This window comes from Streptacidiphilus sp. MAP12-16, assembly GCF_041262165.1.
Lineage (GTDB): Bacteria > Actinomycetota > Actinomycetes > Streptomycetales > Streptomycetaceae > Streptacidiphilus.
Map to the genome: position 1 here is coordinate 76,304 of NZ_JBGCBY010000013.1, position 24,328 is coordinate 100,631.

26 protein-coding genes are annotated in these 24,328 nt (G+C 71.3%); 19 read left to right on the top strand and 7 right to left on the bottom strand.

Annotated elements, in window-relative coordinates; all coding sequences use genetic code 11:
• Positions 1-70: 70 nt before the first annotated feature.
• On the top strand, positions 71-853 hold the full coding sequence (locus ABIA33_RS18975) for a S16 family serine protease (RefSeq protein WP_370083341.1): 783 nt from the start codon (positions 71-73) through the stop codon (positions 851-853).
• A gap of 13 nt (positions 854-866) precedes the next feature.
• On the opposite strand, the gene ABIA33_RS18980 is transcribed toward ABIA33_RS18975, so the two are convergent.
• Positions 867-1,340, bottom strand: a complete 474-nt coding sequence (locus ABIA33_RS18980) for an Lrp/AsnC family transcriptional regulator (RefSeq protein WP_370083065.1) — start codon at positions 1,338-1,340, stop codon at positions 867-869.
• A gap of 333 nt (positions 1,341-1,673) precedes the next feature.
• Between ABIA33_RS18980 and hppD the strand changes: the two genes are divergently transcribed.
• The 3 genes from hppD to ABIA33_RS18995 all read left to right on the top strand — a co-directional run bounded on the left by hppD (position 1,674) and on the right by ABIA33_RS18995 (position 5,718).
• Entirely contained in the window at positions 1,674-2,780 is a 1,107-nt protein-coding gene (gene hppD / locus ABIA33_RS18985; protein WP_370083067.1) for a 4-hydroxyphenylpyruvate dioxygenase, read from the top strand.
• A 109-nt stretch (positions 2,781-2,889) separates the two neighbouring features.
• A complete protein-coding gene (locus ABIA33_RS18990; RefSeq protein WP_370083069.1) occupies positions 2,890-4,278 on the top strand; it encodes a M1 family metallopeptidase in 1,389 nt (462 codons plus the stop codon).
• 75 nt (positions 4,279-4,353) lie between these two features.
• Positions 4,354-5,718: an FAD-binding oxidoreductase gene (locus ABIA33_RS18995; RefSeq protein WP_370083071.1), complete on the top strand. Its 1,365-nt coding sequence runs from the start codon at positions 4,354-4,356 to the stop codon at positions 5,716-5,718.
• Positions 5,719-5,742: 24 nt separating this feature from the next.
• On the opposite strand, the gene ABIA33_RS19000 is transcribed toward ABIA33_RS18995, so the two are convergent.
• Positions 5,743-6,291 carry a hypothetical protein gene (locus tag ABIA33_RS19000; protein ID WP_370083073.1) on the bottom strand — a complete coding sequence of 183 codons (549 nt, stop codon included), beginning with the start codon at positions 6,289-6,291 and terminating at the stop codon, positions 5,743-5,745.
• Positions 6,292-6,368: 77 nt separating this feature from the next.
• On the opposite strand from ABIA33_RS19000, the gene ABIA33_RS19005 reads away from it, so the two are divergent.
• The 4 genes from ABIA33_RS19005 to ABIA33_RS19020 all read left to right on the top strand — a co-directional run bounded on the left by ABIA33_RS19005 (position 6,369) and on the right by ABIA33_RS19020 (position 11,880).
• A complete protein-coding gene (locus tag ABIA33_RS19005) occupies positions 6,369-7,133 on the top strand; it encodes a response regulator transcription factor (RefSeq protein ID WP_370083075.1) in 765 nt (254 codons plus the stop codon).
• Positions 7,130-8,515 carry an ATP-binding protein gene (locus tag ABIA33_RS19010; protein ID WP_370083077.1) on the top strand — a complete coding sequence of 462 codons (1,386 nt, stop codon included), beginning with the start codon at positions 7,130-7,132 and terminating at the stop codon, positions 8,513-8,515. Before ABIA33_RS19005 ends, ABIA33_RS19010 begins: the two co-directional genes overlap by 4 nt.
• Positions 8,516-8,732: 217 nt before the next feature.
• Complete coding sequence (locus ABIA33_RS19015; RefSeq protein ID WP_370083079.1) at positions 8,733-10,250, top strand: cellulose binding domain-containing protein; 1,518 nt, start codon at positions 8,733-8,735, stop codon at positions 10,248-10,250.
• 202 nt (positions 10,251-10,452) lie between these two features.
• Entirely contained in the window at positions 10,453-11,880 is a 1,428-nt protein-coding gene (locus tag ABIA33_RS19020) for a glycosyltransferase 87 family protein (RefSeq protein WP_370083081.1), read from the top strand.
• Positions 11,881-11,918: 38 nt separating this feature from the next.
• Here the strand turns inward: ABIA33_RS19020 and ABIA33_RS19025 are convergent, their stop codons facing one another.
• Positions 11,919-12,404 carry an SsgA family sporulation/cell division regulator gene (locus ABIA33_RS19025; RefSeq protein WP_370083083.1) on the bottom strand — a complete coding sequence of 162 codons (486 nt, stop codon included), beginning with the start codon at positions 12,402-12,404 and terminating at the stop codon, positions 11,919-11,921.
• 219 nt (positions 12,405-12,623) lie between these two features.
• Here ABIA33_RS19025 and ABIA33_RS19030 point away from each other — a divergent pair, with 219 nt between their 5' ends.
• Positions 12,624-14,327, top strand: coding sequence for an RDD family protein (locus ABIA33_RS19030; protein ID WP_370083085.1), 1,704 nt, complete (start codon positions 12,624-12,626; stop codon positions 14,325-14,327).
• A 75-nt stretch (positions 14,328-14,402) separates the two neighbouring features.
• Positions 14,403-15,041 (top strand): RDD family protein, encoded by a 639-nt coding sequence (locus tag ABIA33_RS19035; protein ID WP_370083087.1) that lies wholly within the window; start codon positions 14,403-14,405, stop codon positions 15,039-15,041.
• Positions 15,042-15,205: 164 nt separating this feature from the next.
• Here ABIA33_RS19035 and ABIA33_RS19040 read toward each other — a convergent pair whose 3' ends face one another.
• The 3 genes from ABIA33_RS19040 to ABIA33_RS19050 all read right to left on the bottom strand — a co-directional run bounded on the left by ABIA33_RS19040 (position 15,206) and on the right by ABIA33_RS19050 (position 17,964).
• Positions 15,206-15,487, bottom strand: a complete 282-nt coding sequence (locus tag ABIA33_RS19040; RefSeq protein WP_370083089.1) for a hypothetical protein — start codon at positions 15,485-15,487, stop codon at positions 15,206-15,208.
• 326 nt (positions 15,488-15,813) lie between these two features.
• Positions 15,814-16,407 carry a nicotinamidase gene (locus ABIA33_RS19045; RefSeq protein ID WP_370083091.1) on the bottom strand — a complete coding sequence of 198 codons (594 nt, stop codon included), beginning with the start codon at positions 16,405-16,407 and terminating at the stop codon, positions 15,814-15,816.
• A 207-nt stretch (positions 16,408-16,614) separates the two neighbouring features.
• Positions 16,615-17,964: a nicotinate phosphoribosyltransferase gene (locus tag ABIA33_RS19050; protein WP_370083093.1), complete on the bottom strand. Its 1,350-nt coding sequence runs from the start codon at positions 17,962-17,964 to the stop codon at positions 16,615-16,617.
• Positions 17,965-18,111: 147 nt separating this feature from the next.
• Here ABIA33_RS19050 and clpS point away from each other — a divergent pair, with 147 nt between their 5' ends.
• The 8 genes from clpS to ABIA33_RS19090 all read left to right on the top strand — a co-directional run bounded on the left by clpS (position 18,112) and on the right by ABIA33_RS19090 (position 22,532).
• Positions 18,112-18,414: an ATP-dependent Clp protease adapter ClpS gene (gene clpS / locus ABIA33_RS19055; RefSeq protein ID WP_370083095.1), complete on the top strand. Its 303-nt coding sequence runs from the start codon at positions 18,112-18,114 to the stop codon at positions 18,412-18,414.
• A gap of 84 nt (positions 18,415-18,498) precedes the next feature.
• The gene (locus tag ABIA33_RS19060) at positions 18,499-19,077 is read left to right on the top strand and encodes a DUF2017 domain-containing protein (protein WP_370083097.1); all 579 of its coding nucleotides are present in this window, start codon (positions 18,499-18,501) and stop codon (positions 19,075-19,077) included.
• A 19-nt stretch (positions 19,078-19,096) separates the two neighbouring features.
• Positions 19,097-19,525, top strand: coding sequence for a Mov34/MPN/PAD-1 family protein (locus tag ABIA33_RS19065; RefSeq protein WP_370083099.1), 429 nt, complete (start codon positions 19,097-19,099; stop codon positions 19,523-19,525).
• A 144-nt stretch (positions 19,526-19,669) separates the two neighbouring features.
• Entirely contained in the window at positions 19,670-19,774 is a 105-nt protein-coding gene (locus tag ABIA33_RS19070; protein ID WP_370083101.1) for a putative leader peptide, read from the top strand.
• Between the two features lie 101 nt (positions 19,775-19,875).
• On the top strand, positions 19,876-20,154 hold the full coding sequence (locus ABIA33_RS19075) for a MoaD/ThiS family protein (RefSeq protein ID WP_370083103.1): 279 nt from the start codon (positions 19,876-19,878) through the stop codon (positions 20,152-20,154).
• Between the two features lie 76 nt (positions 20,155-20,230).
• Positions 20,231-21,199 carry a PLP-dependent cysteine synthase family protein gene (locus ABIA33_RS19080; protein ID WP_370083105.1) on the top strand — a complete coding sequence of 323 codons (969 nt, stop codon included), beginning with the start codon at positions 20,231-20,233 and terminating at the stop codon, positions 21,197-21,199.
• 219 nt (positions 21,200-21,418) lie between these two features.
• On the top strand, positions 21,419-21,619 hold the full coding sequence (locus tag ABIA33_RS19085; protein ID WP_370083107.1) for a MarR family transcriptional regulator: 201 nt from the start codon (positions 21,419-21,421) through the stop codon (positions 21,617-21,619).
• A 166-nt stretch (positions 21,620-21,785) separates the two neighbouring features.
• On the top strand, positions 21,786-22,532 hold the full coding sequence (locus tag ABIA33_RS19090) for an MBL fold metallo-hydrolase (protein ID WP_370083343.1): 747 nt from the start codon (positions 21,786-21,788) through the stop codon (positions 22,530-22,532).
• Positions 22,533-22,610: 78 nt separating this feature from the next.
• On the opposite strand, the gene ABIA33_RS19095 is transcribed toward ABIA33_RS19090, so the two are convergent.
• Positions 22,611-23,906 (bottom strand): PTS transporter subunit EIIC, encoded by a 1,296-nt coding sequence (locus ABIA33_RS19095; protein WP_370083109.1) that lies wholly within the window; start codon positions 23,904-23,906, stop codon positions 22,611-22,613.
• Positions 23,907-24,065: 159 nt separating this feature from the next.
• Here ABIA33_RS19095 and ABIA33_RS19100 point away from each other — a divergent pair, with 159 nt between their 5' ends.
• The gene (locus tag ABIA33_RS19100; protein ID WP_370083111.1) at positions 24,066-24,302 is read left to right on the top strand and encodes a glucose PTS transporter subunit EIIB; all 237 of its coding nucleotides are present in this window, start codon (positions 24,066-24,068) and stop codon (positions 24,300-24,302) included.
• Positions 24,303-24,328 lie beyond the last annotated feature (26 nt).

Here is a 24,328-nt window from a genome sequence, read left to right on the forward strand (position 1 = left end):
GCCGTTCTCTCTGCCTCCTGCCCTCTCTCCGCTGACCCGCCGCCCGGTGGTCCTGGCGATCTGCGCCGCGATGGTCGCCGCGCTGGTCGCGGTGGCGGTGTTCGTGCCGCTGCCGTTCACGATCCTCTACCCGGGGATCACCGCGAACACGCTGGGCGTCTTCCCGGAGAACCCGCAGAGCGGCCAGAAGCAGGTGCCGGTGATCACGATCACCGGCCACGCCGTCCGGCAGACCAGCGGTGCGCTGCGGATGACCACGATCGAGGCGACCCCGCCGCAGGACTCGGTGCCGTTCTGGGACGCGCTCAAGGCGTGGCCGGATCCGAAGCAGGCGGTGGTGCCCCGCGCCGCCGTGTACCCGGCGGGTCAGTCCGTCGCGCAGGTCAACGCGACCAACCAGCAGGAGATGGTGAACTCCCAGCAGGCCGCCACCACCGCCGCGCTCAGCTTCCTGCACCTGTCGTCCGCGAACGTGAAGGTCACCATCAGCCTGGCCGACGTCGGCGGCCCCAGCGCGGGGCTGATGTTCACGCTGGGGATCATCGACCAGCTGGCCGGCAACGGCAGCGGCCGGGCCGGACCGGCCGGCGACCTGACGAACGGGCAGGACATCGCGGGGACCGGTGCGATCGACGGTTCGGGCAAGGTCTCCCAGGTCGGCGGGGTCGCCCTGAAGACCAAGGCCGCCGCCAAGGACGGGGCGACGGTGTTCCTCGTCCCGCGGTCGGAGTGCTCCGACGCGCAGGCGGACACCCCGAACGCGTTGCGGCTCGTCCCCGTGGACACCCTGGACCAGGCGGTCACTGCGCTGAACGCGCTGCAGAGCGGAACCGGGACCGTCCCGTCCTGCTGACCGCTCCGCTCGTTCACTGGTCCACGGCTGCCTGAGCCACCAGCGGGAGGACCCGGAACGGCACCGGGTTCTCCAGGGCGATCGCGGTCGAGGCCCGCACGATGCCGTCGAATCCCACCACCCGGTCGATCACCCGCTGCAGATCGCCGTTGGAGCGGGCGACGATGCGGCACAGCATGTCGCCCTCTCCGGTGATGGTGTGCAGTTCCAGCACCTCGGGAACGGACGCCAGGTGCGCCCGTACGTCGGTGCCCTGGCCCTGGTAGATCTCCAGGGTCGCGAAGGCCGTCACCGGGTAGCCGAGGCCGGCCGGGTCGAGCTGCGGCGCGAAGCCCCGGATCACACCGTTGGCCCGGAGCCGATCGAGCCGCGCCTGGACCGTGCCGCGCGCGACACCGAGACGGCGGGAGCACTCCAGTACGCCGGGGCGAGGGTCCTCGGCGAGCAGCGCGAGCAGCGCGCCGTCGAGGGAGTCGATTCCGGCCATGGCACCTCCTGGCTAGACATGTTGTCCAGCAATTCTCCGTCCATGGTGGCCTGGCTGTACAGCATGTGCAGCGGTTGAGGGAACAGTTGCGCAGCGCGGCGATCGGGGCGACGGTACGCGCATAAGAACCGGTCTAAGACCGACCGGCAAATGGGGGGTGGGTGAAGGAGCGGGTCGAGGGCCGAGTCTGGGCGGGGCGGAGGAGGGAGCCATTGCGGAGCACTGGCGACTGACGACAACCCGGCCAGGCGAGAGCCATCGGCCCGCGACGCCGCCCCCCATTTGCCGGTCGGTCTAAGCACCTCTCACCCTCGGACACCCTCGGAGGACGTCATGAGTGACCTGTTTCCCGTGAAGGGCATGGACGCGATCGTGTTCGCGGTCGGCAACGCCAAGCAGGCCGCGCACTACTACTCCACGGCGTTCGGCATGCGCCTGGTCGCCTACGCGGGTCCGGAGACGGGCGAGCGCGAGACTGCCTCGTACGTGCTGGAGTCCGGCGGGGCGCGCTTCGTGCTGACCTCCGTCATCAAGCCGAGCAGCCGGCACGGCGAGTTCCTCGCCCGCCACGTCGCCGAGCACGGCGACGGCGTGATCGACCTGGCCATCGAGGTGCCCGACGTGTACGCGGCCTACGCCTACGCCGTCGAGCACGGCGCGACCGGCCTGGCGGAGCCGCACGAGCTCAAGGACGACCACGGCATCGTCGTGCTCGCCACCATCGCCACCTACGGCGAGACCCGGCACACGCTGGTGGACCGCAGCCGCTACGAGGGCCCCTACCTGCCCGGCTTCGCCGCCCGCGGGCCGATGGTCGAGCCGCCGGAGCGCAGGCTGTTCCAGGCGATCGACCACTGCGTCGGCAACGTCGAGATGGGACAGATGGACACCTGGGTGTCCTTCTACAACCGGGTCATGGGCTTCACCAACATGAAGGAGTTCGTCGGCGACGACATCGCCACCGAGTACTCGGCGCTGATGTCGAAGGTGGTCGCCGACGGCACCCGCAAGGTGAAGTTCCCGCTGAACGAGCCGGCCGTCGCCAAAAAGAAGTCCCAGATCGACGAGTACCTGGAGTTCTACGGCGGCCCGGGCGTCCAGCACCTGGCGCTGGCGACCAACGACATCGTCGCCACGGTGCGCGCGATGCGCGCCGCCGGGGTCGACTTCCTGGACACCCCCGACTCGTACTACGACACCCTGGGGGAGTGGGTCGGCGAGACCCGGGTCCCGCTGGAGCAGCTGCGCGAACTGAAGATCCTCGCCGACCGCGACGAGGACGGCTACCTGCTGCAGATCTTCACCAAGCCGGTGCAGGACCGGCCGACGGTGTTCTTCGAACTGATCGAGCGTCACGGCTCGATGGGCTTCGGCAAGGGCAACTTCAAGGCGCTGTTCGAGGCCATCGAGCGGGAGCAGGAGCGCCGCGGAAACCTGTAGAAACGGCCGTATTTCGGTCACCCCGTTCATCCGGGCCAGTGCGCTGACTGAGCGTCTGTTTCGCGCGGACTGACATGCGATGACGCTCCGTTGGATTTAACCTGCTTAGATGATCACTCGTCGCCTCCTCGCCCTCGCGGCGACTTCCGTTCTCGCCGCTCTCCTGGCAGGTGCCTCCCAGGGGGGCGGCGGCACGCCCGGCGCCCCCACCGCCGGGGATCCGTACTTCCCGCAGTCCGGAGACGGCGGCTACCACGTCGTGCACTACGGACTCACCCTCGGCTACACCCCCGGCACCCGGAACCTCACCGGCACCGCCCAGCTCACCTCCACCGCCGCCCAGGACCTCAGCTCCTTCGACCTGGACCTGTCCGGACTGACCGTCAGCAGCGTCCTCGTCGACGGCCGCCCCGCCGCCGTGCGGCGCGACGGAGTGAAGCTCCAGATCACGCCGGCGCAGACGCTCCCGGACGGGGCAACCTTCCACACCACCGTGGTGTACGCGGGCGTGCCGGAGAACGTCACCGACCCCGACGGCTCGGCCGACGGCTGGATCGCCCAGCCCGACGGCTCGGTCTTCGTCGCCGGGGAACCGCAGGGCGCCATGACCTGGTTCCCCACCAACGGCCACCCCATCGACAAGTCGACGTACGACATCAGCGTGACCGTCCCCAACGGCTGGACCGCCGTCGCCAACGGCCGCCTCCGGTTCCAGTGCAGCATCGGCGGCCGAACCACCTTCGCCTGGCGCGAGTCCCAGCCCATGGCCGCCTACCTGGCCACCGCCAGCATCGGCCGGTTCCAGGTCAGCCAGTACTGGACCGCCGGCGGCCTGCCCGTCTACACCGCCGTCGACCCCGCCGAAGCCGCGGCCGCCGCACCCGTCCTCGCCCAGCTCCCCGACGTCATCAGCTGGGAGACCACGCTCTTCGGCCGATACCCCTTCGACGCCGCGGGCGCGATCGTCGCCCACGCGCCCAAGATCGGCTACGCCCTGGAGACCCAAACCCGCCCGGTCTACGCCAGCGCCCCGGACATCGACACCCTGGTCCACGAGACCGCCCACCAGTGGTACGGCGACTCCGTCAGCCTCAACCGCTGGAAGGACATCTGGCTCAACGAGGGTTTCGCCACCTACACCGAGTGGCTCTGGGACGCCCAGCACGGTGGTCCCAGCACCAAGCAGCGCTTCGCCAGGGACTACGCGCTCCCCGCGACCAACGAGCTGTGGTCCTTCCCAGCGGGCGACCCCGGCTCCGCCGCGCACCTCTTCGCGACGCCCCCGTACGAGCGCGGCGCGATGGTGCTGCAGAAGCTCCGCGAGACCGTCGGAGACCCGATCTTCTTCCTGATCCTGAGGACCTGGGCCGACGACCACCGGTACGGTCACGGCGACACCGCGCAGTTCGTCCAGCTCAGCGCGAAACTCTCCGGCCAGAACCTGGACGCGATGTTCGCGACGTGGCTGTATGGGCAGGGGAAGCCTGCGCAGCCGTAACCCGGTCGACAGCGCGGTCGACAGCGTCCCGTCGAGCCGCGGTCCGGCCGAGGAGATCCGAGGAGAGGTTCAGCGATGAGTGACCTGGTCGACCTGCTCAGGGACGGGCTGCCGGAGACCGCCGTCGTCACCGACCCCGACGTCACCGCCGCCTACCGGCAGGACATGGCGGGCTTCTGCGAGTCCGGCGCACCAGCCGTCCTGGTCTTCCCGGACACCGTCGAGCAGGTCCAGCACGTGCTGCGCACCGCCACCGCCCTGCGCGTCCCCGTCGTCCCGCAGGGCGCCCGCACCGGCCTGTCCGGCGCCGCCAACGCCGTCGACGGATGCATCGTGCTCTCCCTGGTGCGGATGAACCGGATCCTGGAGATCGACCCGGTCAACCGGATCGCGGTGGTCGAACCCGGCGTCGTCAACGCCGAGCTCTCCCGCGCGGTGGGCATCCACCGGCTCACCTACCCGCCGGACCCGTCCAGCTGGGAGACCTGCACCATCGGCGGCAACATCGGCACCGGCTCGGGCGGCCTGTGCTGCGTCAAGTACGGCACGACCAGCGAGTACGTGCTCGGCCTCGACGTCGTCCTCGCCGACGGCTCGCTGCTGCGGACCGGACGCCGTACCGCCAAGGGCGTCGCCGGGTACGACCTGACCCGGCTGCTCGTCGGCTCCGAGGGCAGCCTCGGCATCGTCGTCGGCGCGACCCTGGCGCTGCGCCCCACCCCGCCGCCGCAGCTCGCACTCGCCGCGGAGTTCCCCACCACCGAGTCCGCCTGCGCGGCCGTCTGCGCGATCATGGAGGCGGGGCACACCCCCTCGCTGATGGAGCTGATGGACACGGTCACCGTACGGGCCGTCAACTCCATGGCGCAGATGGGCCTTCCCGACTCCACCGCCGCCCTGCTGCTGGTCGCCTTCGACACCCTCGACCCGGTCGCGGACCTCGCCGCCGCCGGGGAGCTGTGCACCGAGGCCGGGGCCACCGAGGTCGTCCCGGCCGCCGACAGCGCCGAGTCGGACCTGCTGCTCCAGGCCCGCCGGCTGAGCCTGACGGCCATGGACCGGCTCGGTACCACCATGGTCGACGACGTCGCCGTCCCCCGCAGCGCGCTCGCCGCGATGATCACCGGCGTCGCCGACATCGCCGACCGCTTCGACCTCACCATCGGCGTCGTCGCCCACGCCGGCGACGGCAACACCCATCCCGTCGTCGTCTTCGACGCGAACGACCCGGAGGAGACCGCCCGAGCCCGCGCCTCCTTCGACGCGATCATGGCTCTCGGCCTGCAACTCGGTGGCACGATCACCGGCGAGCACGGCGTCGGCCTGCTGAAGAAGGACTGGCTGGCACGCGAGCTCGGCCCGGTGGGCCTGGAGCTGCAGCGCCGCGTCAAGGCCGCGTTCGACCCGCTGGGCCTGCTCAACCCGGGCAAGCTCTTCTGACGACTCGCGAAGCCCGACGAGCGGTCAGCCGCCCCAGGTCTGCACGAGCGGCGGGTGGCCGTTCCAGGTGACGTAGAAGATCGAGTCGGTGGTGCCCTGCTCGAAGTCCACCCGCAGCCACTGGGTGCCGGTCCACACGTGCATCGACCAGCCCGGATCGGGAGTCGCCGACACCAGGCTCGCCGAGGTCGGGCCCATGGACACCGCGATCCGGCCGCCCGGCCGGGTGAAGCTCTGCACCTGGCCGCCGGTGCTGGGACCGGGACTGGGTGAGGCAGCGGCGGCTGGCGGGGAGGACGCCGGGCGCGAGGGCGTGGGCGTCGGGCCGTGCTGGCGCGGGGTGGGCGTCGTCGCCGCGACGGAGGGCGACGCGCTCTGCGTCGCCGACCCGATGGCCGTCGGCAGCGGCGGGGCGGAGGACGCGACCGCAGGTGCCGTCATCGCGACCACCAGCGAGTGCGGCTGCTCGAACGACGCGTCCCGCAGCACGCGGTGCACGCCGAACCAGGACACGGACACCGCCGCAGCGGTCGCTCCCGCCCACGCTCCCGCTCGAACCAGTCCTCTGCGCACGGGCATCAGTATGGCCCCCCGGGCAAGGCCCGGCCCCACCCGTCCCCGTTCACTCCGATGGCGTACCTTCAGTGTCCATGGCAACAGTCCTGGTGGTCGAGGACGACCCCTTCGTCAGGTCCGCCCTGATCCGGCACCTCTCCGGGGCGGGGCACGCGGTCCGCAGCGTCGGCACCGCGCTCGAGGCACTTCGCGAGGTCGCCCAGATCGGCTGCGACGTCGTCATCCTCGACCTCGGCCTGCCCGACCTCGACGGCAGCGAGGCGCTGAAGATGATCCGCGGCCTCACCGACGTCCCGGTGATCATCTCCACGGCCCGCGACGACGAGGCCGAGATCGTCAGACTGCTCAACGCCGGAGCCGACGACTACCTGGTCAAGCCCTTCTCCGGGGAGCACCTGAGCGCCCGTATGGCCGCCGTGCTGCGCCGCTCCGGGACCGCTCCGGGGGCCGGGCAGCACCTCCAGGTCGGCGGCCTGCGGATCGACCTGCAGCGCCGCGAGGTCCTTCTCGACGGGACGGAGCTCGACCTCACCCGCCGCGAGTTCGACCTGCTCGCGTTCCTCGCCGCCCGCCCGGGCGTCGTCGTCTCGCGCCGCGAACTGCTGGCCGAGGTGTGGCGGCAGCCCTACGGCACCGACCAGACCATCGACGTGCACCTGTCCTGGCTGCGCCGCAAGCTCGGTGAGACCGCGTCCAGGCCGCGCTACCTGCACACGGTGCGCGGCGTCGGAGTACGGATCGACGTGCCGGCGGACGCTCCCCCGGACCCGTCCGCCGACCCGCCCACGAGCCCCCCGGCGGAGGCGCCCGCGAACCCGAAGGCGGAGCCAAGACCGTGAGATGGGCCCTCGTCAAGGTCTGCGTCGCGGTCACCACCATGGTGGCGCTGGCCTTCCTCATCCCACTCGGCCTGATGGTCCGTGAGACCGCCCGCGACCGGGCGTTCACCGGTGCCGAGCGGCAGGCCGCGGCACTCGGCCCGGCGCTCGCCATCACCACCGACCAGGACGCCCTGCAGCGCGCCGTCGCCAGCACCCAGGCCGGCGCAGCCGGGCAGATCGCCGTGCACGTCCCGACCACCGGCGCGGCCCTGGTCACGATCGGCCGCGCCCGCACCACCGACGCCGAGATCCGCACCGTCGCCACCGACGGCCGCACCGCCACCACCACCGTGCCCGGCGGTTACGCCTACCTGGAGCCCGTCGCCGTGGGCAGCGGCGGCGTCGCCGTCGTCGAGGTCTTCATCCCCGACGCCGCCCTCAGCCAGGGCGTCGCCACCGCCTGGCTCGTGCTCACCGTGGTCGCCCTCGTGCTGGTGCTGATCTCGGTCCTGGTCGCCGACCGGCTCGGCACCCGCATCGTCGGCTCCGCGCGCCGACTCGCCAGCGCGGCCCGGGCGCTGGGCGCGGGCGACCTCGCCGTGCGCGTCCCCCAGGCCGACGACTCCCCGCCGGAGCTGAGGGAGGCCGCGGCCGCGTTCAACTCCATGGCCGACCGGGTCGTCCAACTCGTGGCCGCCGAACGCGAACTCGCCGCCGACCTCTCGCACCGGCTGCGCACCCCGCTGACCGTGCTCCGCCTCAACGCCGCCTCGCTGGGCCAGGGCGACGCCGCCGACCAGACCCGGCACGCCGTCGCCCAGCTCGAACGCGAGGTCGACCAGATCATCCACACCGCACGCGGGCGCGGAGCCGAACTCGACGCCGTACCCGTCCCGCTGTCCTGCGACGCCGCCGAGGTGATCCGCGACCGGGTCGCGTTCTGGTCCGCGCTCGCCGAGGACGAGGCCCGCGACTGGCAGCTGGCCGGGGCCGAGCAGCCCGCGAGCGTGCCGGTCAGCGCGGCGGACCTGGGCGCGGCCCTGGACTCGCTGCTCGGCAACGTCTTCCGGCACACCCCCGAGGGCACCGCCTTCGCCGTCGACGTGCACCGCGCCGCCGACGCCGTGATCATCCTGGTCTCGGACGCGGGCCCCGGAATCGCCGACTCCGACGCGGCGCTGCGCCGTGGTTACGGGCACGGGGGCGAGGGCTCCACCGGCCTCGGCCTGGACATCGTCCGGCGGGTCGCCGAGTCCACCGGCGGTGAGGTGGCGGTGGGCCGCTCGGTGCTGGGCGGCACGGAGGTCCGGATCCGCCTGCAGACCGCGGCCCGCCCGGACGCCGACACCGGCACCCGCTCCCGGCGAAGGACGCCGACGCGGGTGCGACTGGTCCGGTAGCAGGCTCCTGCCGGCCGGAGGCAGAGATTCCTTAACCGCGCCATAAGGGAGCTCTACCCCTCCCTGAGCAGGGCTTCCGCAGAGGTGACCGCCCGGTAGCGTCAGCGTCGGCCGGATCGACGAGGACGACGGTGACGCTTCGTCAACACAGCGTCCCGCTCGGGCTCTTCCCCCACGCGATCCGGCTCCCCATGCACCCGCACCGGAGGTAGACCTCATGACGTCCCACGCCAGGACCACCGGCGGCTCGCGCCGTCGCCGCTCACGCCGGGGCACCATCGTCGGCGCCTCGGCCGTCGCGGCGGCCCTCGTCGGCGGCACCGTCGTCGCCCTCGCCGCCAGTGCCAGTGCGGCCACAGTGGGCGCGGTGTACTCCACCACCAGCGACTGGGGCAGCGGCTACAGCGGCCAGTACGACGTCAGCAACGCCGGCAGCACCACCATCAACGGCTGGAAGCTGAGCTTCGACCTACCCGCAGGGGCGACGATCAGCTCGCTGTGGAACGCGACCTTCGCGGCCAGCGGCCAGCACATCACCGTTACCCCGGCCAACTGGGACAGCACCCTCGGCACCGGCCAGCACGCGGTGGTCGGCTTCGTCGTCAAGGGCTCCGGCGCCCCCACCGGCTGTGCCATCAACGGCGCGGACTGCTCCACCGGCAGCGCGCCGACCCCCAGCGGCCAGCCGACCAGCGCCAACCCTTCCCCGTCGGCAAGCGTGACGCCGAGCAAGTCCCCGACCCCCAAGCCGACCCCGACCCCCACCCAGACGCCGACCCCGGCGCCGACCGGCACCACCGGCACCGGCTCCAGCACCGGCGCGGGCTTCTCCCCGTACGTCGACACCTCCCTCTACCCGGCGTTCGACACTCTCGGCGCCGCCAAGGCCGGTGGCGCGAAGAGCTACAACCTGGCCTTCATCACCGCGGGCAGCACCTGCACCCCCGCCTGGGGCGGCGTGAGTCCCATTGACACCACCGGCGTTCCCGGCCAGATAGCGCAGCTCCGCGCGGCCGGCGGCGACGTCCGGGTGTCCTTCGGCGGAGCCAACGGCACCGAACTCGCCGGGTCCTGCACCTCAGCCAGTTCGCTGGCGGCGGCCTACCAGCAGGTCATCGACGCCTACGGCCTGACGAAGATCGACTTCGACGTCGAGGGCGGCGCGACCACCGACACCGCCGGGATCACCCGCCGCGACCAGGCCATCGCCATGCTCCAGGCCACCGCCAAGGCCAAGGGCAAGGCGCTGGAGGTCTCCTTCACCCTCCCGGTGCTGCCCTCCGGCCTGGTCCAGTCCGGCACCGACCTGCTGCAGAACGCCAAGGCCAACGGCGTGGCCGTGTCCGCCGTCAACATCATGGCGATGGACTACGGCGACGGCGCCGCCCCCAGCCCCAGCGGCCGGATGGGTACCTACGCCATCGACGCGGCCACGGCTACCCAGGCCCAGGTCAAGAGCATCTTCGGGCTCTCCGACGCGGACGCCTGGAAGCACGTCGCGGTCACCCCGATGATCGGCGTCAACGACACCAGCAGCGAGGTCTTCACCGTCGCCGACGCCCAGCAGCTCGCCGCCTTCGCCGCGACCAAGCACCTGGCCTGGCTGTCGATGTGGTCCGCGACCCGTGACAAGCAGTGCGCGGGCGGCGCCAAGTCGTTCGCCGACGCCAGCTGCAGCAGCATCACCCAGTCGACCTACGACTTCGCCAAGGCGTTCGGCGCCTACACCGGCTGACCAAGACCTCGGATGATCGCCGCTGACCAGCGCTGATACACGCGAGCAGGCCCCCAGGAACCACATCGGGGGCCTGCTCGTCCGTTCTGGGGGTAGGGGCCCGAGGGGCGGGCCCACCAGCGGACATGATTACCTGGAATGCCGGTCAGGCCCGCGCGGCGATCCGCTAGGGTCACGCGGGGCCGGCGACGAGGAGTGCTGCGTGACGAGTCTGGACTGGGACACCAGGAAAGCCGGGGACGAACAGGACGGCCGGGCGACGGGCTCCCGAGTGGGCTCCGCGGCCGCCGCGGTCCGGCGTGCCCTGCGCGAGGCTCCGCGCCGCGAGACCCTGATCGCGTTCTGGGTCGGTCTCGGCTCCCTGCTCACCTACGCGGTCGTCCGCCACCTCGTCGGCGTGACCATGGTCGACATGGTGGTCTACCGCGCCGAGGGCGCGGCCGTCGCACACGGGCACGACCTCTACAACCTGCGCGTCACCGAGTGGAACCTCCCGGCGACCTATCCGCCGTTCGCCGCCATGCTGTTCACCCCGACCGCCTGGCTTCCCGTCGGCCTGCTCCGGATCCTGGTCACCAGCGGCAACCTGGTGCTGCTGGGCGCGTTCGCGTACCTCTCCGCCGAGCTCGTCGGCTGGCCGCGCCGGACCATGCGCCCCGCGCTGGTGTTCCTCGCCGTGGGCCTGGGCGTCTGGCTCGAACCCGTGTTCACCACGCTGCGCTACGGGCAGATCAACCTGCTCATCGGCGTGCTCGTGCTCTACGACCTCACCCGGCCGGACCACCGCCGCAGCAAGGGCGTCGCGCTCGGCCTCGCCGCCGCGATCAAGCTCACCCCCGGCCTGTTCGCGGTCTACCTGCTGCTCAGCGGACGCGCCCGGGCCGCCGTCACCGCCGGCCTCACCTGCCTCGTCACGATGATCCTCGGCGCACTCGTGCTGCCTGGCGCGTCGCTCTCGTTCTGGACGAAGTACGTCTTCGACACCAGCCGGGTCGGCAAGGAGTTCATCGTCGACAACCAGTCGCTGCGCGGACTGGTCGAGCGGGCACTGCGGACCCCGGACGGCGGAACGGTCGCGCTGCTGGTCACCGCCGTGGTCGGGATCGCCGGGCTGGCCATCGCCATCGGCATCCACCGCAACGCCGAAGGCTTCCCGCGCGCCCGCGCGTGGTCGGTGCTGAGCTGCGCGGTCACCGCCCTGCTGGTCTCCCCGATCAGCTGGACCCACCACTGGATCTGGTGCGTCCCCATGCTGATCCTGCTCGCCGCCGAGGCAGCCCAGGAACGCGCCCGCGTCCGCGCCGGAACCACGCAGCGGCGCCCCTGGCGCAACACCCTGATCGCGACCGGCGTGGCCTTCTGCTCCTTCTCGATGTGGCTGGTGCCGCACCACGGCCTCACCAACCTCCGCATCCCGTACTACCTGCAGCCGTTCGCCGCGATCTATCCCCTGATCGGGCTCGCCTTCCTGGCCCTGGCCGGCGAGCGGCTGCGCCGCCACCTGCGTCGCCACCCGCACCGCGGCTCCCTGCCGGGCTCCGCCGCCGCCGACCCCGCCGCGCGCCCGTCCCGCCCCGTGCCCGGGCAGGCACGGCCCCGCCGCACCTCACACGACACCCTGGCGGGCTAACGACCTGGGGAGCAGGTCGTACGCCCGACCGGGCTGGGTCACTGACCGGCAAGGAGCGCGGCCAGCGCCCCGTCGACGTCCGTGCCCGCCTCCTCCCGCCCCGGCGGGACCAACTCCAGCGTGTGCTCCAGCCAGGCCGCGACCGTCGCCGCCGGGGCCTCCAGCAACGCGTTCCCGGCGGGCGAGCTGAGCGCGAAGCAGACGACGTTGCGCCCGCCCAGGCGCGTCGGCCAGATCCGGACATCACCGTGCCCGCAGGCCCTGAACACTCCCTCCACCAGCAGCTCCCTGGCGAACACCCAGGTCACGGGGCAGTCCTGCCCCAGGTGGAAGGTGATGTGCACCGCGTACGGGTCGCTCGCCCGGTAGGTCAGCCGGGCCGGGACAGGCACGCTGCGCTCCGGCGAGAGGATCAGGTTCACCCGCAGCTCCTGCCGCACCTCGCCCCGCCCGTCGACGTCTCCGGTTCCGTCGTCGGCCCCGCCGCGACCGCCGGTCTCGTCCTCGTCCCAGTCCCTGTGCATGGTCGGCCCTTCCTCTCGCGGGACGGCGCTCGGTCCGCCGTCCCGGTACTGGAGGAGAGGGCTCCGCGGGCGGACTCTTACAGCACTTGTGGGGCTCTTCTGGCGGGTTGTCGCGCAAGTCGCCCGCATGGGCGGTGCCAGGCACTACGCTTTGTCACTGCTCGACGACGTGGCGTGCACAGAGCCGCCCGGCAACGCAGACGAAGCAGGTCCCGATCGATGACGTCTGTCCCACCCGCTCCAGGTTCCGAGACCCACGGTCCTTCGGCCGGCTACTACCCCGATCCCTCGATCCCCGGGTTCGTCCGCTACTGGGACGGGCTCGGCTGGCTGCCGGGGACGAGCCGCCCCGCGCCGGCGCCCGGGGAGGAACTGCCCGCGCCGCGCGCTGCGGCGCGGTCGAGCGCCCCCTCGATGCGTTTCGTGCCCCCGCCCGCGCCGGTCATGCCGCAGCGGGTGCCCGCCGGGCCGGGCGGTGAGCTGGAGCAGTCCGGTCCGATCTTCCTGGACGAGACCGGCGGGCTTCCCGCCCCGGCGGTCGCTGAGCCGGCTCCGCCCACGGCTTCGACTTCGACTTCGGCTTCGACTTCCGGTTCGGTTTCGGGTTCGGGTTCCACCTCGGCGTCGAGTTCGAGTCGCTGGGTCGCCGACGCGGCGCAGCAGCGGGGCCTGCTGGAGACGGCTTCCGCGCCGCGCTGGGTCTCCTGGGGCGCACTTCCGGCCGAGCTGGAGGAGCCGGTCGTCGAGTTGGTGGTCGCCGAGCCTGCGACCGAGCGCCGGGTGGAGACGGTGACCGTGGAGCCCCTGGTCGAGGAGCTTGAGGCAAGGGTGCCCCGGGCTGCGCTGTCCGAGGAGCCGCTGGTGCGGGAGCCCGTCGGGGTGGAGGACCAGGAGCTGATGCGGGCCGAGTACCTTGCGCTGGCTCAGGCCGAAGCGCTCGCGATCGATCAGGCGCGCAGGGCGGACGCGTCGCGCCGGCAGGCGGCACGCCAGGGTGCGCCGGGCACGCGCGAGGCCCCGATGCAGCGCCGGCCCGCGCGCCCCGCGCCGCCCTCCGCCCCAGCGCCCCAGCCTCCCCCGCACCCGGCGCCCCCGCGCGCCGCGCCGACACCCCCCGCGCAGGCACCCCCGGCGTCCCAGCACCTGGCGCCGACACCCCCGGCGCCCCAGCACGCCGCCCCCCCGCACCCGGCGCTCTCGCGCCCCGCGCCAACGCCCCCGGTGCCGACATTCCAGGCCCCGACGCCCCAAGCGCCGACGGCCCAGGTCCCGACGCCCCAAGCGTCGGCGCTCCAAGCCCCGACCTCATCTGCTCCGACGAGGCCGGCTCCGGTCCCCGCGCCTGCGACTTCGCCCCCAGCGGGCGAACCGCGGCGGGTGCCCGCAGGGGGTTCCCGGCCCGCCTCGCCGCGCCCGGCGCTACTGGGCCGTCGCCTCGGGGCGCGCCTGGTCGACCTGGTCGCGGTCGTCGGAGCGGTCACGGTCGTCGCGGTGCCCCTGGCCCGGCAGGCGATCACGCACATCCAGGACAAGATCGGCGCAGCGCGGTCGCTGTCCGGAGAGACCACCGTGTGGTTGATCGACCCACTGGTCCTGGCGGACGCCGGCCTGATCCTGCTGGCCCTGCTGGTGGTGGGTTTCGTGTACGAGGCTCTGCCGACTGCGGCCTGGGGGCAGACCCCGGGGAAGGCGCTGTTCGGACTGCGCGTGCTGGACCGCCGTTCCAAGCAGTCGCCCCGGTTGGGACGTGCGGTGGCCCGCTGGCTGTCCTACCAGTTGCTGCTCGTCCTGCTGGTGGGGGTGTTTGACCTGCTCTGGTGCATGGTGGACCGGCCGTGGCGGCAGTGTTGGCACGACAAGATCGGCCGCACCTTCGTGGCCTCGACGCCACCCGCACAGCGTCGGTCAACTCGCGCTGATTGATCCGATTAACCCGATTGGTTCGCTCTCGGGTGTTGGACGATGCTCTGATGCGATATCAGATGATCTACTCGCCCTATGACGACACCCGAGCCGCCCGGCGAGCCGACGCCACCTTCGTTCGAGAAGCCCGCCGCCGACGGCTCGCCGTACGATGCCGACCCGTTTCGGACCAGCCCACACGGCGACAACCCCTCCGGCGACAAGCACTCCGGCGACAACCCCTACGGCGACGGCTCGCCGTACTACACCCCGGAAGGCGGCCGCGCCGGGGCGGTCCCCCCGGGCATGCCCCCGCTGGGCGGCCTGGGCTCACGGCTGCTGGCGCGGATCATCGACTGGCTGGTGCTGTCGCCTGCCTGGGTGTCGCTCACTGTCGTCGCGGCATTGGCGAACTCGCGTGACCGCACGTCTACGACGGTCGTCGCCGAGATCGGGATCCCGATGGTCTTCTTCCTCTACGAAGGCCTGATGCTGACCTTGGCCGGCGGGCAGACTGTCGGCAAGAAGGCCATGAGGATCCGAGTCGCGGTGCTCGCCGACGGATCGGCGCCGGTCGGCTCGACCGGCTGGATCCGCGCGGCGGTGTGGACGCTGCCCGAAGTCATCTGCTGCCTCTGGCTGCCGCTGGACGCCCTGTGGTGCACCTGGGACCGCCCGTACCGGCAGTGCCTTCACGACAAGGCCGCCAAGACCGTTGTCGTGAACGTCGTCTGACACCGTCCGCAAGCGGCCGTCGCTAGGGCCTGTCCGGTCGATCGTCGCGGGCGCCCACCGCCGCAGTGACACCATGCGGCTCCGCCGCGTGACGGCACCTCACGGCGTGCGCACCGCGGCGGAGCCGCTGATGCCCGCAGCCGCGACGATCGGCCGGACAGGCCTCAGCGCCGGGCCCGCTCCCGCTCCGGGATCGACTCGACGATCGGGGCCGACGCCGTCGGCCGCCCGTGGGCCACCAGGCGGCTGCGTCCGGGCGCGGCACCGCGCCGGGCGGGTGCGGTTATCGCCAGCGCGGCGGCGATCGTGCCGAGGGTCAGCCCGAGGATCACCAGCAGGGAGACCGCGAGAAGGCTGTGGGCGCCGGAGGCGGCGAGCAGTGCGACGGTGGCGACTACTACCGAGAGCGTGCCATAGCAGATCTGGGCGGGGGTCAGACGCGGCATGGCTGTTCCGTCCTTAGCTTCGGGGCTGCGGGCCGGGGGATCGGACTCCGCTAGCGACCTGGCGTTGCTTCAGGTACTGCGTCCGGATCCGACGTCGCTCGCAGCCACGTGCACCCGAACGGCCTGTCGGGATTCGCAGGGTTCATCAGCCATCTACCCGGTGCGGAGACCGGTGACCCCAGCCTAACCTTCGTTCGAGGGGCACGGGGGGCGCACGGGCTCACCGGACCGGCGGAAGGTTTCCCTGGCACATGCCAGAACCGACCTCTGCCGACCCTCGACTCTCTCCCGACTCCCCAGTCCCTCCTGTTGTCCCTACCGCCCCGTCAGTTGCTCAGCACGACGGGGGTTCCGGTGAGCGCCACCCCCGCCGCCTGGAGCTGCTCCAGTGCTGCCTCGGTCGACTCCTTGGCCACCCCCGCGGTGAGGTCCAGCAGGACGCGGGTGACGAAGCCCTCCCTGGCGGCGTCGAGCGCGGTGGCCCGCACGCAGTGGTCGGTGGCGATGCCGACCACGTCCACCTCGGTGACCCCGCGCTCGCGCAGCCAGGCACCCAGGCCGACTCCGTTCTCGTTCACGCCCTCGAAGCCGCTGTACGCGGCGGCATAGGCCCCCTTGTCGAAGACCGCCTCGACCGCGCCGGAGGTCACGGTGGGGGCGAAGTTGGGATGGAACCCCACGCCCTCGGTGCCCGCGACACAGTGGACCGGCCAGCTGGCGGAGAAGTCGGGGTGGGCGGAGAAGTGGCTGCCGGGGTCGATGTGGTGGTCCCGGGTCGCCACTACGTGGGCGTACCCGGCGGTGGCCTCGGCGACGAGGTCGGTGATCGAGGCCGCGACCTCCGACCCTCCGGCGACGGGGAGACTGCCGCCCTCGCAGAAGTCGTTCTGCACGTCGACGACAATCAGTGCGCGGTGCATGGCTCTCCTTGGAGCGGTGCGGGGCGGCAGGGACACCGGGAGGGACGGGGGAGTACGGGGGAGCACGGGGGCGTGCGGGGTGTTGGAAAGAGAGTAGGGAGCGGAGCGTGTTCCCGCGAGGGGAAGGGGCAGTCTCGCCCGAGTCCGACCCGGGTTTCTTTCGGGCCCCTTCCGGATTCCCTCCCACCCCCCATGTGCCGGTCGGTCTTAGCCCGCGTGCCCCGAACGGGTTACGTACTCCGTCGGAATCACCGGCTCGCCCTTGGACAACTGCGTTGCTGACATCGGCAGTTGCTCGCGCGAGCGCAGGTGCCGCTGGCGTGCCGCCGCCAGCGGCTCCCGGCCGACGATCTCGCCGCCGCGGACCAGCGGGACCTGGAGCTGCCGGTCGGCCAGATCGCGGGGGACCGGTCCGGTGCCGACGATCTCCGCCTCGGCGATGCCGTCCTGGTCGACCCGCCGTGCACCCCACTTGCGTCCGCCCCGGCTCGACTTCGCCCCGGCGGAACGCTTCGCCACCGGGACCAGTGGCGCGTCCGGGTCGTCGGAGGCGGCGCGGGCGACCAGCTTGTAGACCATCGCGCAGGTCGGGTGGCCGCTGCCGGTGACCAGGGAGGTGCCCACGCCGTAGCCGTCGACGGGCGCGCTGCCGAGCGCGGCGATGGCGTACTCGTCGAGGTCGCTGGTGACGGTGATCCTGGTCTTCTCCGCGCCCAGGTCGTCCAGCTGCCGGCGCACCCGGTGGGCCAGCATCAGCAGGTCGCCGGAGTCGATCCGGACCGCGCCCAGCTCCGTTCCGGCGACTTCGATGGCGGTGCGGACGGCCTCGGCCAGGTCGTAGGTGTCGATCAGCAGGGTCGTGCCGCGTCCCATGGACTCGATCTGGGCCGTGAAGGCGTCGCGCTCGCTGTCGTGCAGCAGGGTGAAGGCGTGGGCGCTGGTCCCGGTCGTGGGGATGCCGTAGCGGAATCCGGCCTGCAGGTCGGAGGTGGCGGCGAAACCGGCGACATACGCGGCGCGTGACGCGGAAACGGCCGCCTGCTCGTGCGCCCGGCGCGCGCCCATCTCGATCAGGGGGCGGGTGCCGGCGGCGGCCGACATCCGCGAGGCGGCGGCGGCGATGGCCGAGTCGTAGTTGAGGATCGACAGGATCACCGTCTCCAGGATCACCGCCTCGGCGAAACTGCCCTCGACCACCAGCAGCGGCGAGCCGGGGAAGTAGCACTCGCCCTCGCCGTAGCCGCGGATGTCGCCGCCGAATCGGTAGTCCGACAGCCAGGCCAGCGTGGCGTCGTCGACGATGTGCTGGTCCGCGAGCCAGTCCAGCTGCGGCGTGGTGAAGCGGAACGCCTCGACTGCGTCCAGCACCCGGCCGGTTCCGGCGGTGACGCCGTAACGGCGGCCGTCGGGGAGGCGGCGGGTGAAGACCTCGAAGACCGAACGGCGCTGCGCGGCCCCGCTGCGCAGCGCGGCCTGGAGCATGGTGAGCTCATATCGGTCGGTGAGCAGCGCGGTGGAGGCGGTACTCGCAGTCGCGGGCATGAGAGCGGCGTCCATGGAGATGATGCTACCGCTAATCTCGTCACTCTGACGATTTCTCTTTCCGGAAGGGGCATCCCCGGATCGCTTGGGCATCCCCCGGATGGCAGCATGGAGTGAGCGGCATCGGGCGAACCCGGGCCGAATTCGAACAGGAGCCACACTGTGAGCGTTGCGCCGGTCGAGATCGAGCGCACCGAGCGGGACCCGGCGTCCGTGGAGGTGCCGGACCCGGACACGCCCTGGGTGACGATCGTCCACAACGACCCGGTCAACCTGATGAGTTACGTCGAGTACGTCTTCCAGTCGTACTTCGGCTACCCCAAGGACAAGGCCAGGAAGCTGATGATGGACGTCCACCACAAGGGCCGGGCGGCAGTCTCCAGCGGCAGCCGCGAGGAGATGGAGCGCGACGTCCAGGCGATGCACGGATACGGCCTCTGGGCGACGCTGCAGCACGACAAGTGACGTAGCGTCATCGTCCTCGCCCCAGATGGTGGACATACTGGTCCCACACTGACACCCCCTCGGAAAGGCGCCACGGAACTCCTCATGGCCGGACTGTTCAAACCCGCCCGCCACGGTGGCGCCTCACTCACCCTCGACCCGGTCGAGGCGTCCATTCTCCGGAGCCTCACCGTCCAGATGCTGGAACTCCTCGGACCCGGGGACGAGCCCGCCGAGGACGACGACCCGCTGGCCCACCTCTTCGCCGAAGGCCCCAGCAAGCCGCCCGAGGACCCGGCCCTGGCCCGGCTCTTCCCCGACGCCTACGGCGAGGGCGAGGACGCCGAGGAGTACTCGGCCGAGTTCCGCCGCTTCACCGAGAACGACCTGCGCACCCGCAAGCGCGACGACGCCCTCGCACTCATCCGCAGCATCGACAGCGCGGACGTCGACCGCAAAGCCCGCCCCGTGCTGCGCCTCGGCGCCGAGGACTGCAAGCACTGGCTCGGGGCCCTGAACGACCTGCGGCTCACCCTCGGCACCAGGCTCGAGCTCACCGAGGACCCCGAGGAGGCCGAGTCGCTGTACCGCCTCCCGGACGACGACCCGCGCAAGCCGCTGATGATGGCCTACCTCTGGCTCGGCGGGCTGCAGGAGACGCTGCTCGAAGTCCTCACACGCTGACCCCGCCTATCCTGGCGCCATGCTGACCATCACCCGAGCCCTGCACGACGCGATCGTCGCCCACGCCCGCGCCGACCACCCCGACGAGGCCTGCGGCGTCGTCGCAGGCCCCGCCGGCACCGGCCGACCCGAGCGGTTCATCCCGATGCTGAACGCCGCCCGCTCGCCCACCTTCTACGAGTTCGACTCGGGTGACCTGCTCAAGCTCTACCGCGAGATGGACGACCGCGACGAGGAACCCGTCGTCGTCTACCACTCCCACACCGCCACCGAGGCCTACCCCTCACGCACCGACGTGTCCTACGCCTCCGAGCCCGGAGCCCACTACGTCCTCGTCTCCACCGCCGACAGCGGCAACGACGACGGCCCGTTCGAGTTCCGCTCGTACCGCATCGTGGACGGCGAGATCACAGAGGAAGACGTCGAGATCGTCGAAAGCTACGCCTGACCCCGCCGGGAACCGGACCGGAGGCCCCGGGCGAGAGCCCGCCGGCCCCGCCGAGCCCGAGCCGTTCCCACGTCATGAGACGCGACCATCCGCACAGTGAGACAGGCATCCCGTTCCGGGGTCGGGAATCTATACGATGAGCCCATGCGTTCCCTCGATGTGAGCACTCCCGCCCCAGGCCTCCGCCTCGTGGCGCGGCTGCACGTCGACCTGTGCCGCCTCGCCAGCGCGATCTGTCGTCCCGCCTGAGCCCGCAGCAACAGCAGTCCGAACGTCCTGACGTCCCCGGCCCGCGATCCGCGGCCGGACGGACACCCCACGCTTTCTCCCACCTCATCAGGAGCGCAGCCATGGCCATCGAGGTCCGCATCCCCACCATCCTCCGCACTTACACCGACGGCGCCAAGGCCGTCGAAGGCAGCGGCACCACCATCGACGCGCTCTTCGCCGACCTCGACGTCCGCCACCCGGGCATCCGCGAGCGCCTCGTCGACGCCGGCGAGCTCCGCCGCTTCGTCAACGTCTACCTCAACGACGAGGACGTCCGCTTCCTCGACGGCATCAACACCGCCCTCGGCGACAACGACAGCGTCACCATCCTCCCCGCCGTCGCCGGCGGGTCGAAGTAGGGGCGGCCTCCGCTGGGCCCTGGCTCGGCCCGCGACGTGCTCCTTCTTCCACCCCCCCCCGGCTGCCGGAGGCCCCATGCGATACGACACCCACCTCGATGCCGTCGGCAACACCCCCCTCGTCGGCCTGCCCCGCCTCAGCGCGGGAATCCCCGGCAACGAGGCGGGTGCCGTACGCCTCTGGGCCAAGCTGGAGGACCGCAACCCCACCGGCTCGATCAAGGACCGCCCCGCGCTCCACATGATCGAACGCGCCGAAGCCGACGGACGCCTCACCCCCGGCTGCACCGTCCTCGAACCCACCAGCGGGAACACCGGCATCTCCCTCGCCATGGCCGCCAAGCTCAAGGGCTACCGCATGGTCTGCGTCATGCCCGAGAACACCAGCGAGGAACGCCGCGAACTGCTCCGCATGTGGGGCGCCGAAGTCATCCCCTCCCCGGCCGCGGGCGGCTCCAACACCGCCGTCCGGGTCGCCAAGGAACTCGCCGCCGAGCACCCCGACTGGGTGATGCTCTACCAGTACGGCAACCCCGACAACGCCGGCGCCCACTACGCCACCACCGGCCCCGAGATCCTCGCCGACCTCCCCTCCGTCACCCACTTCGTGGCCGGCCTCGGCACCACCGGCACCCTCATGGGCGTCGGCCGCTACCTGCGCGAGAAGGTCCCCGGCGTCAGCATCGTCGCCGCGGAACCCCGCTACGACGACCTGGTCTACGGACTGCGCAACCTCGACGAGGGCTTCGTCCCCGAGCTCTACGACGCCCAGGTCCTCACCACCCGCTTCTCCGTCGGCTCCGCCGACGCCGTCCGCGGCACCCGTGACCTGCTCCAGCAGGAGGGCATCTTCGCCGGAGTCTCCAGCGGCGCCATCCTGCACGCCGCCATCGGCGTCGGCCGCCGGGCCGCGAAGGCCGGCGAGGCCGCGGACATCGTCTTCGTCGTCGCCGACGGCGGCTGGAAGTACCTCTCCACCGGCATCTACACCGCAGCGACCACCGAGGACGCCGTCGAAGCCCTCCAGGGCCAGCTCTGGGCCTGAGCACCTCCCGGCCCGGGCCATCAGGAGCCCCACCAGTGTGACTCCGGCGCAGGCCGACCATTTATCCGTTCCGTGATCCAGAACTGTCACAGGACGACCACAGGGAACAATCCTCGAGCTTCCTCCTCGTTGGGCCGGAAAAGGCTGAACCCACCACAGCCGACCAGACCTGAGAACACATCAGAACTGGTCACGCGCCCACCCGGAGGAGGTACCACGATGAGTCCTCGCAACGGAGAACTCTGGTCCTACACCGAGATCGCCGCCCACATCGGCGTCAAACCGGAGACCGTGAAGTCGTACCGGCGACACGGCATGCTGCCCGAGCCCGACCTGGTCACCGTCCTCGGCCAGCCACGCTGGTACGCCGACAGCATCAGAGCCTGGAGCGCCCGCAGACCCCGGACCCGGGACCAGTGACCGCCCGGTAGCGCGCGAACGTACGGGGGGAGCGCACGCCTCCCCCCGTACTGGTGATTCCGACCACAACCGGCCCCGCGGACAGCTGCGAAGCCTCGGCACCGCCTTACCCTCGACACTCAAAGCAGTGGAATCAGCACTGGAACGAGTCGGCGGAGGACGCGGCATGGAACTGACCGTGGTGGGCAGCTCGGGGAGCTTCCCGTCAGCCGACTCGTCCTGCTCCTGCTACCTGGTCGAAGCCGAGGGATTCCGCCTGGTGATCGACCTCGGCAACGGCGCGCTCGGCGCCCTCCAGCGCTACTGCGGCCTGTACGAGGTCGACGCGGTCCTGCTCAGCCACCTCCACGCCGACCACTGCATCGACATGTGCGCCTACTACGTCGCCCGCAACTACCGCCTCGAAGGATGCCCCGACCCCCTCCCCGTGTACGGACCGCACGGCACCCCCGAGCGCCTCGCCCGCGCCTACGACATGGACGAGCACCCCGGCATGAAGGAGGTCTTCGACTTCCGCACGCTCCGCGACAGCACCTTCGACGTCGGCCCCTTCACCATCACCGCCGCCCGGGTCGCCCACCCCGTCGAGGCCTACGCCTTCCGGGTGGAGCACCACGGCAGCGCCTTCGTCTACAGCGGCGACACCGGCCCCTGCCCGCAGCTGGTCGAGCTCGCGCGCGGCGCGGACCTGCTGCTCAGCGAGGCCGCCTTCACCGACGGCAAAGAGGACATCCCGGACCTGCACCTCAACGGCCGCGAGGCCGGCGAGCACGCTGCCGGCGCGGGCGTCGGCCGCCTGGTCCTCACCCACATCCCCCCGTGGACGAACGCCGAACGCAACCTCGCCGACGCCGCCGCGGCGTACGGCGGACCGGTGGAACTGGCCCGTCCGGGAGCCGTCTACACGTTCTGACCCGACTCGTGGCGCTCCGCCCGACCCGTGACGCTCCACCCGACCCGTGACGCTCCACCCGACCCGTGACACTCCCCGCTACCTGACGTTCTCGACCTCCAGCTCCTCGGCGTCGTCCTCGCGACCGGGGGTCTTCAGGTTGAACCTGGTGATCACGAACCGGAAGAGCGCGTAGTAGACCGCGGCGAAGACCAGGCCGATGGGGATGATCATCCAGGGTTTGGTGGCCAGGCCCCAGTTGATGACGTAGTCGATCAGGCCGGCCGAGAAGCTGAAGCCGTCATGGACCCCCAAGCCCCACGTCACCGCCATCGACACACCTGTCAGCACGGCGTGGATCCCGTAGAGAACCGGGGCGATGTAGAGGAAGGAGTACTCGATCGGCTCCGTGACGCCGGTGACGAGGGAGGTCAGACCGACGGAGATCATCATGCCCGTCACCTCCTTGCGGCGGCTCGGCTTCGCGCAGTGCGCGATCGCGAGAGCCGCGGCGGGAAGCGCGAACATCATGATCGGGAAGAAGCCCGAGGTGTACTGACCCGCCGTCGGATCGCCCGCCAGAAAGCGCGGGATGTCACCCTGGACGACCGTGCCGTCGGGCTTGGTGTAGTTCCCGTACTGGAACCAGAAGAAGACGTTCAGGAACTGGTGCATGCCAACAGTGAGCAGCGCGCGGTTGGCCACGCCGAAGATCCCGGCACCGTAGGACCCCATACCGGTCAGCCCGTTGGCGAACGAGTCGAGCCCGCGACCGATCGGCGGCCAGACCCACAGGCACAGGACGGCGAAGACCACTGCCACACCCGACATGATGATCGGGACGAGTCGGCGGCCGTTGAAGAACCCCAACCAGTCCACCAGCTTCACCCGGTGGAACCGCTGCCAGAACCACGCACTCAACAGACCGATGACGATGCCGCCGAACACCCCGGGGTTCTGGATCACCGGTGCCGCGACGGTGTAGGGACCGTTCTTGGGACCGGTGAGACAGGAACCGTTCTTGAGCACGGCGGGTGCGGTGCACATGGCGAAGGTCTGCAGGATGTTGTAGTAGACCAGGAATCCGGCGACTGCGGCGAGCGCGGTGGACCCGTCCGCCTTCTTGGCCATCCCGATGGCGACACCGACGGCGAAGAGCAACGGAAGACCCAGGGACCCGTTGAGCAGCGCCCCACCCGCGCCGCCGAAGACCATGACGAGCTTCTCCGGGAAGTGCCACTTGGTGTGGATGTCGTCCTGGCCCAGCCGGTTCAGGATGCCCGCCGCCGGGAGCACGGCGATAGGGAGCTGGAGGCTGCGTCCCATCTTCTGCAGGCCGCCGACGAAGCCCTGCCACCACGGTGCCCTGGGAACGACGGGGTTGGCCGAACTCATGGACTCTCCTCCCGTTGCCGCCATCCTGACTGCGGAGCGTGATCTTCGCGCGCGAAGTTGCGCCAACCGTGCGTTACCGTGTCAATGCGGACCAAAGGGGCGCTCCGTGCGGAGCCTGCCCAGCAGGTCGACGCATTCGGCCGAGAACAGGAGAAACACATGGCCACGAAGGCTGAGAAGATCGTCGCGGGGCTCGGTGGCATCACCAACATCGAAGAGGTCGAGGGCTGCATCACCCGACTGCGCACCGAGGTCAGGGACGTCTCCCTGATCGACGAAGCCGCGCTCAAGGCCGCGGGCGCCCACGGCGTCGTCAAGATGGGCACCGCGATCCAGGTCGTCATCGGCACCGACGCGGACCCCATCGCCGCCGACATCGAAGACATGATGGCGTAACAGCTTCGGCTGGGCCCCAGCCAGTG

Excerpts from the sequence above, each read along its gene's own strand:
- ABIA33_RS19100 (WP_370083111.1), top strand. The coding sequence starts at position 24,066 with ATGGCCACGAAGGCTGAGAAGATCGTCGCGGGGCTCGGTGGCATCACC.
- ABIA33_RS19040 (WP_370083089.1), bottom strand. The coding sequence starts at position 15,487 with ATGCCGCGTCTGACCCCCGCCCAGATCTGCTATGGCACGCTCTCGGTA.
- ABIA33_RS19070 (WP_370083101.1), top strand. The coding sequence starts at position 19,670 with ATGCGTTCCCTCGATGTGAGCACTCCCGCCCCAGGCCTCCGCCTCGTG.
- ABIA33_RS19085 (WP_370083107.1), top strand. The coding sequence starts at position 21,419 with ATGAGTCCTCGCAACGGAGAACTCTGGTCCTACACCGAGATCGCCGCC.
- ABIA33_RS19080 (WP_370083105.1), top strand. The coding sequence starts at position 20,231 with ATGCGATACGACACCCACCTCGATGCCGTCGGCAACACCCCCCTCGTC.
- hppD (WP_370083067.1), top strand. The coding sequence starts at position 1,674 with ATGAGTGACCTGTTTCCCGTGAAGGGCATGGACGCGATCGTGTTCGCG.
- ABIA33_RS19075 (WP_370083103.1), top strand. The coding sequence starts at position 19,876 with ATGGCCATCGAGGTCCGCATCCCCACCATCCTCCGCACTTACACCGAC.
- ABIA33_RS19035 (WP_370083087.1), top strand. The coding sequence starts at position 14,403 with ATGACGACACCCGAGCCGCCCGGCGAGCCGACGCCACCTTCGTTCGAG.
- ABIA33_RS19090 (WP_370083343.1), top strand. The coding sequence starts at position 21,786 with ATGGAACTGACCGTGGTGGGCAGCTCGGGGAGCTTCCCGTCAGCCGAC.
- ABIA33_RS18975 (WP_370083341.1), top strand. The coding sequence starts at position 71 with ATGGTCGCCGCGCTGGTCGCGGTGGCGGTGTTCGTGCCGCTGCCGTTC.
- ABIA33_RS19015 (WP_370083079.1), top strand. The coding sequence starts at position 8,733 with ATGACGTCCCACGCCAGGACCACCGGCGGCTCGCGCCGTCGCCGCTCA.
- ABIA33_RS18995 (WP_370083071.1), top strand. The coding sequence starts at position 4,354 with ATGAGTGACCTGGTCGACCTGCTCAGGGACGGGCTGCCGGAGACCGCC.
- ABIA33_RS19065 (WP_370083099.1), top strand. The coding sequence starts at position 19,097 with ATGCTGACCATCACCCGAGCCCTGCACGACGCGATCGTCGCCCACGCC.
- ABIA33_RS19005 (WP_370083075.1), top strand. The coding sequence starts at position 6,369 with ATGGCAACAGTCCTGGTGGTCGAGGACGACCCCTTCGTCAGGTCCGCC.
- ABIA33_RS19045 (WP_370083091.1), bottom strand. The coding sequence starts at position 16,407 with ATGCACCGCGCACTGATTGTCGTCGACGTGCAGAACGACTTCTGCGAG.
- ABIA33_RS19025 (WP_370083083.1), bottom strand. The coding sequence starts at position 12,404 with ATGCACAGGGACTGGGACGAGGACGAGACCGGCGGTCGCGGCGGGGCC.
- ABIA33_RS19060 (WP_370083097.1), top strand. The coding sequence starts at position 18,499 with ATGGCCGGACTGTTCAAACCCGCCCGCCACGGTGGCGCCTCACTCACC.
- ABIA33_RS18980 (WP_370083065.1), bottom strand. The coding sequence starts at position 1,340 with ATGGCCGGAATCGACTCCCTCGACGGCGCGCTGCTCGCGCTGCTCGCC.
- ABIA33_RS19050 (WP_370083093.1), bottom strand. The coding sequence starts at position 17,964 with ATGGACGCCGCTCTCATGCCCGCGACTGCGAGTACCGCCTCCACCGCG.
- ABIA33_RS19030 (WP_370083085.1), top strand. The coding sequence starts at position 12,624 with ATGACGTCTGTCCCACCCGCTCCAGGTTCCGAGACCCACGGTCCTTCG.
- ABIA33_RS19095 (WP_370083109.1), bottom strand. The coding sequence starts at position 23,906 with ATGAGTTCGGCCAACCCCGTCGTTCCCAGGGCACCGTGGTGGCAGGGC.
- ABIA33_RS18990 (WP_370083069.1), top strand. The coding sequence starts at position 2,890 with ATGATCACTCGTCGCCTCCTCGCCCTCGCGGCGACTTCCGTTCTCGCC.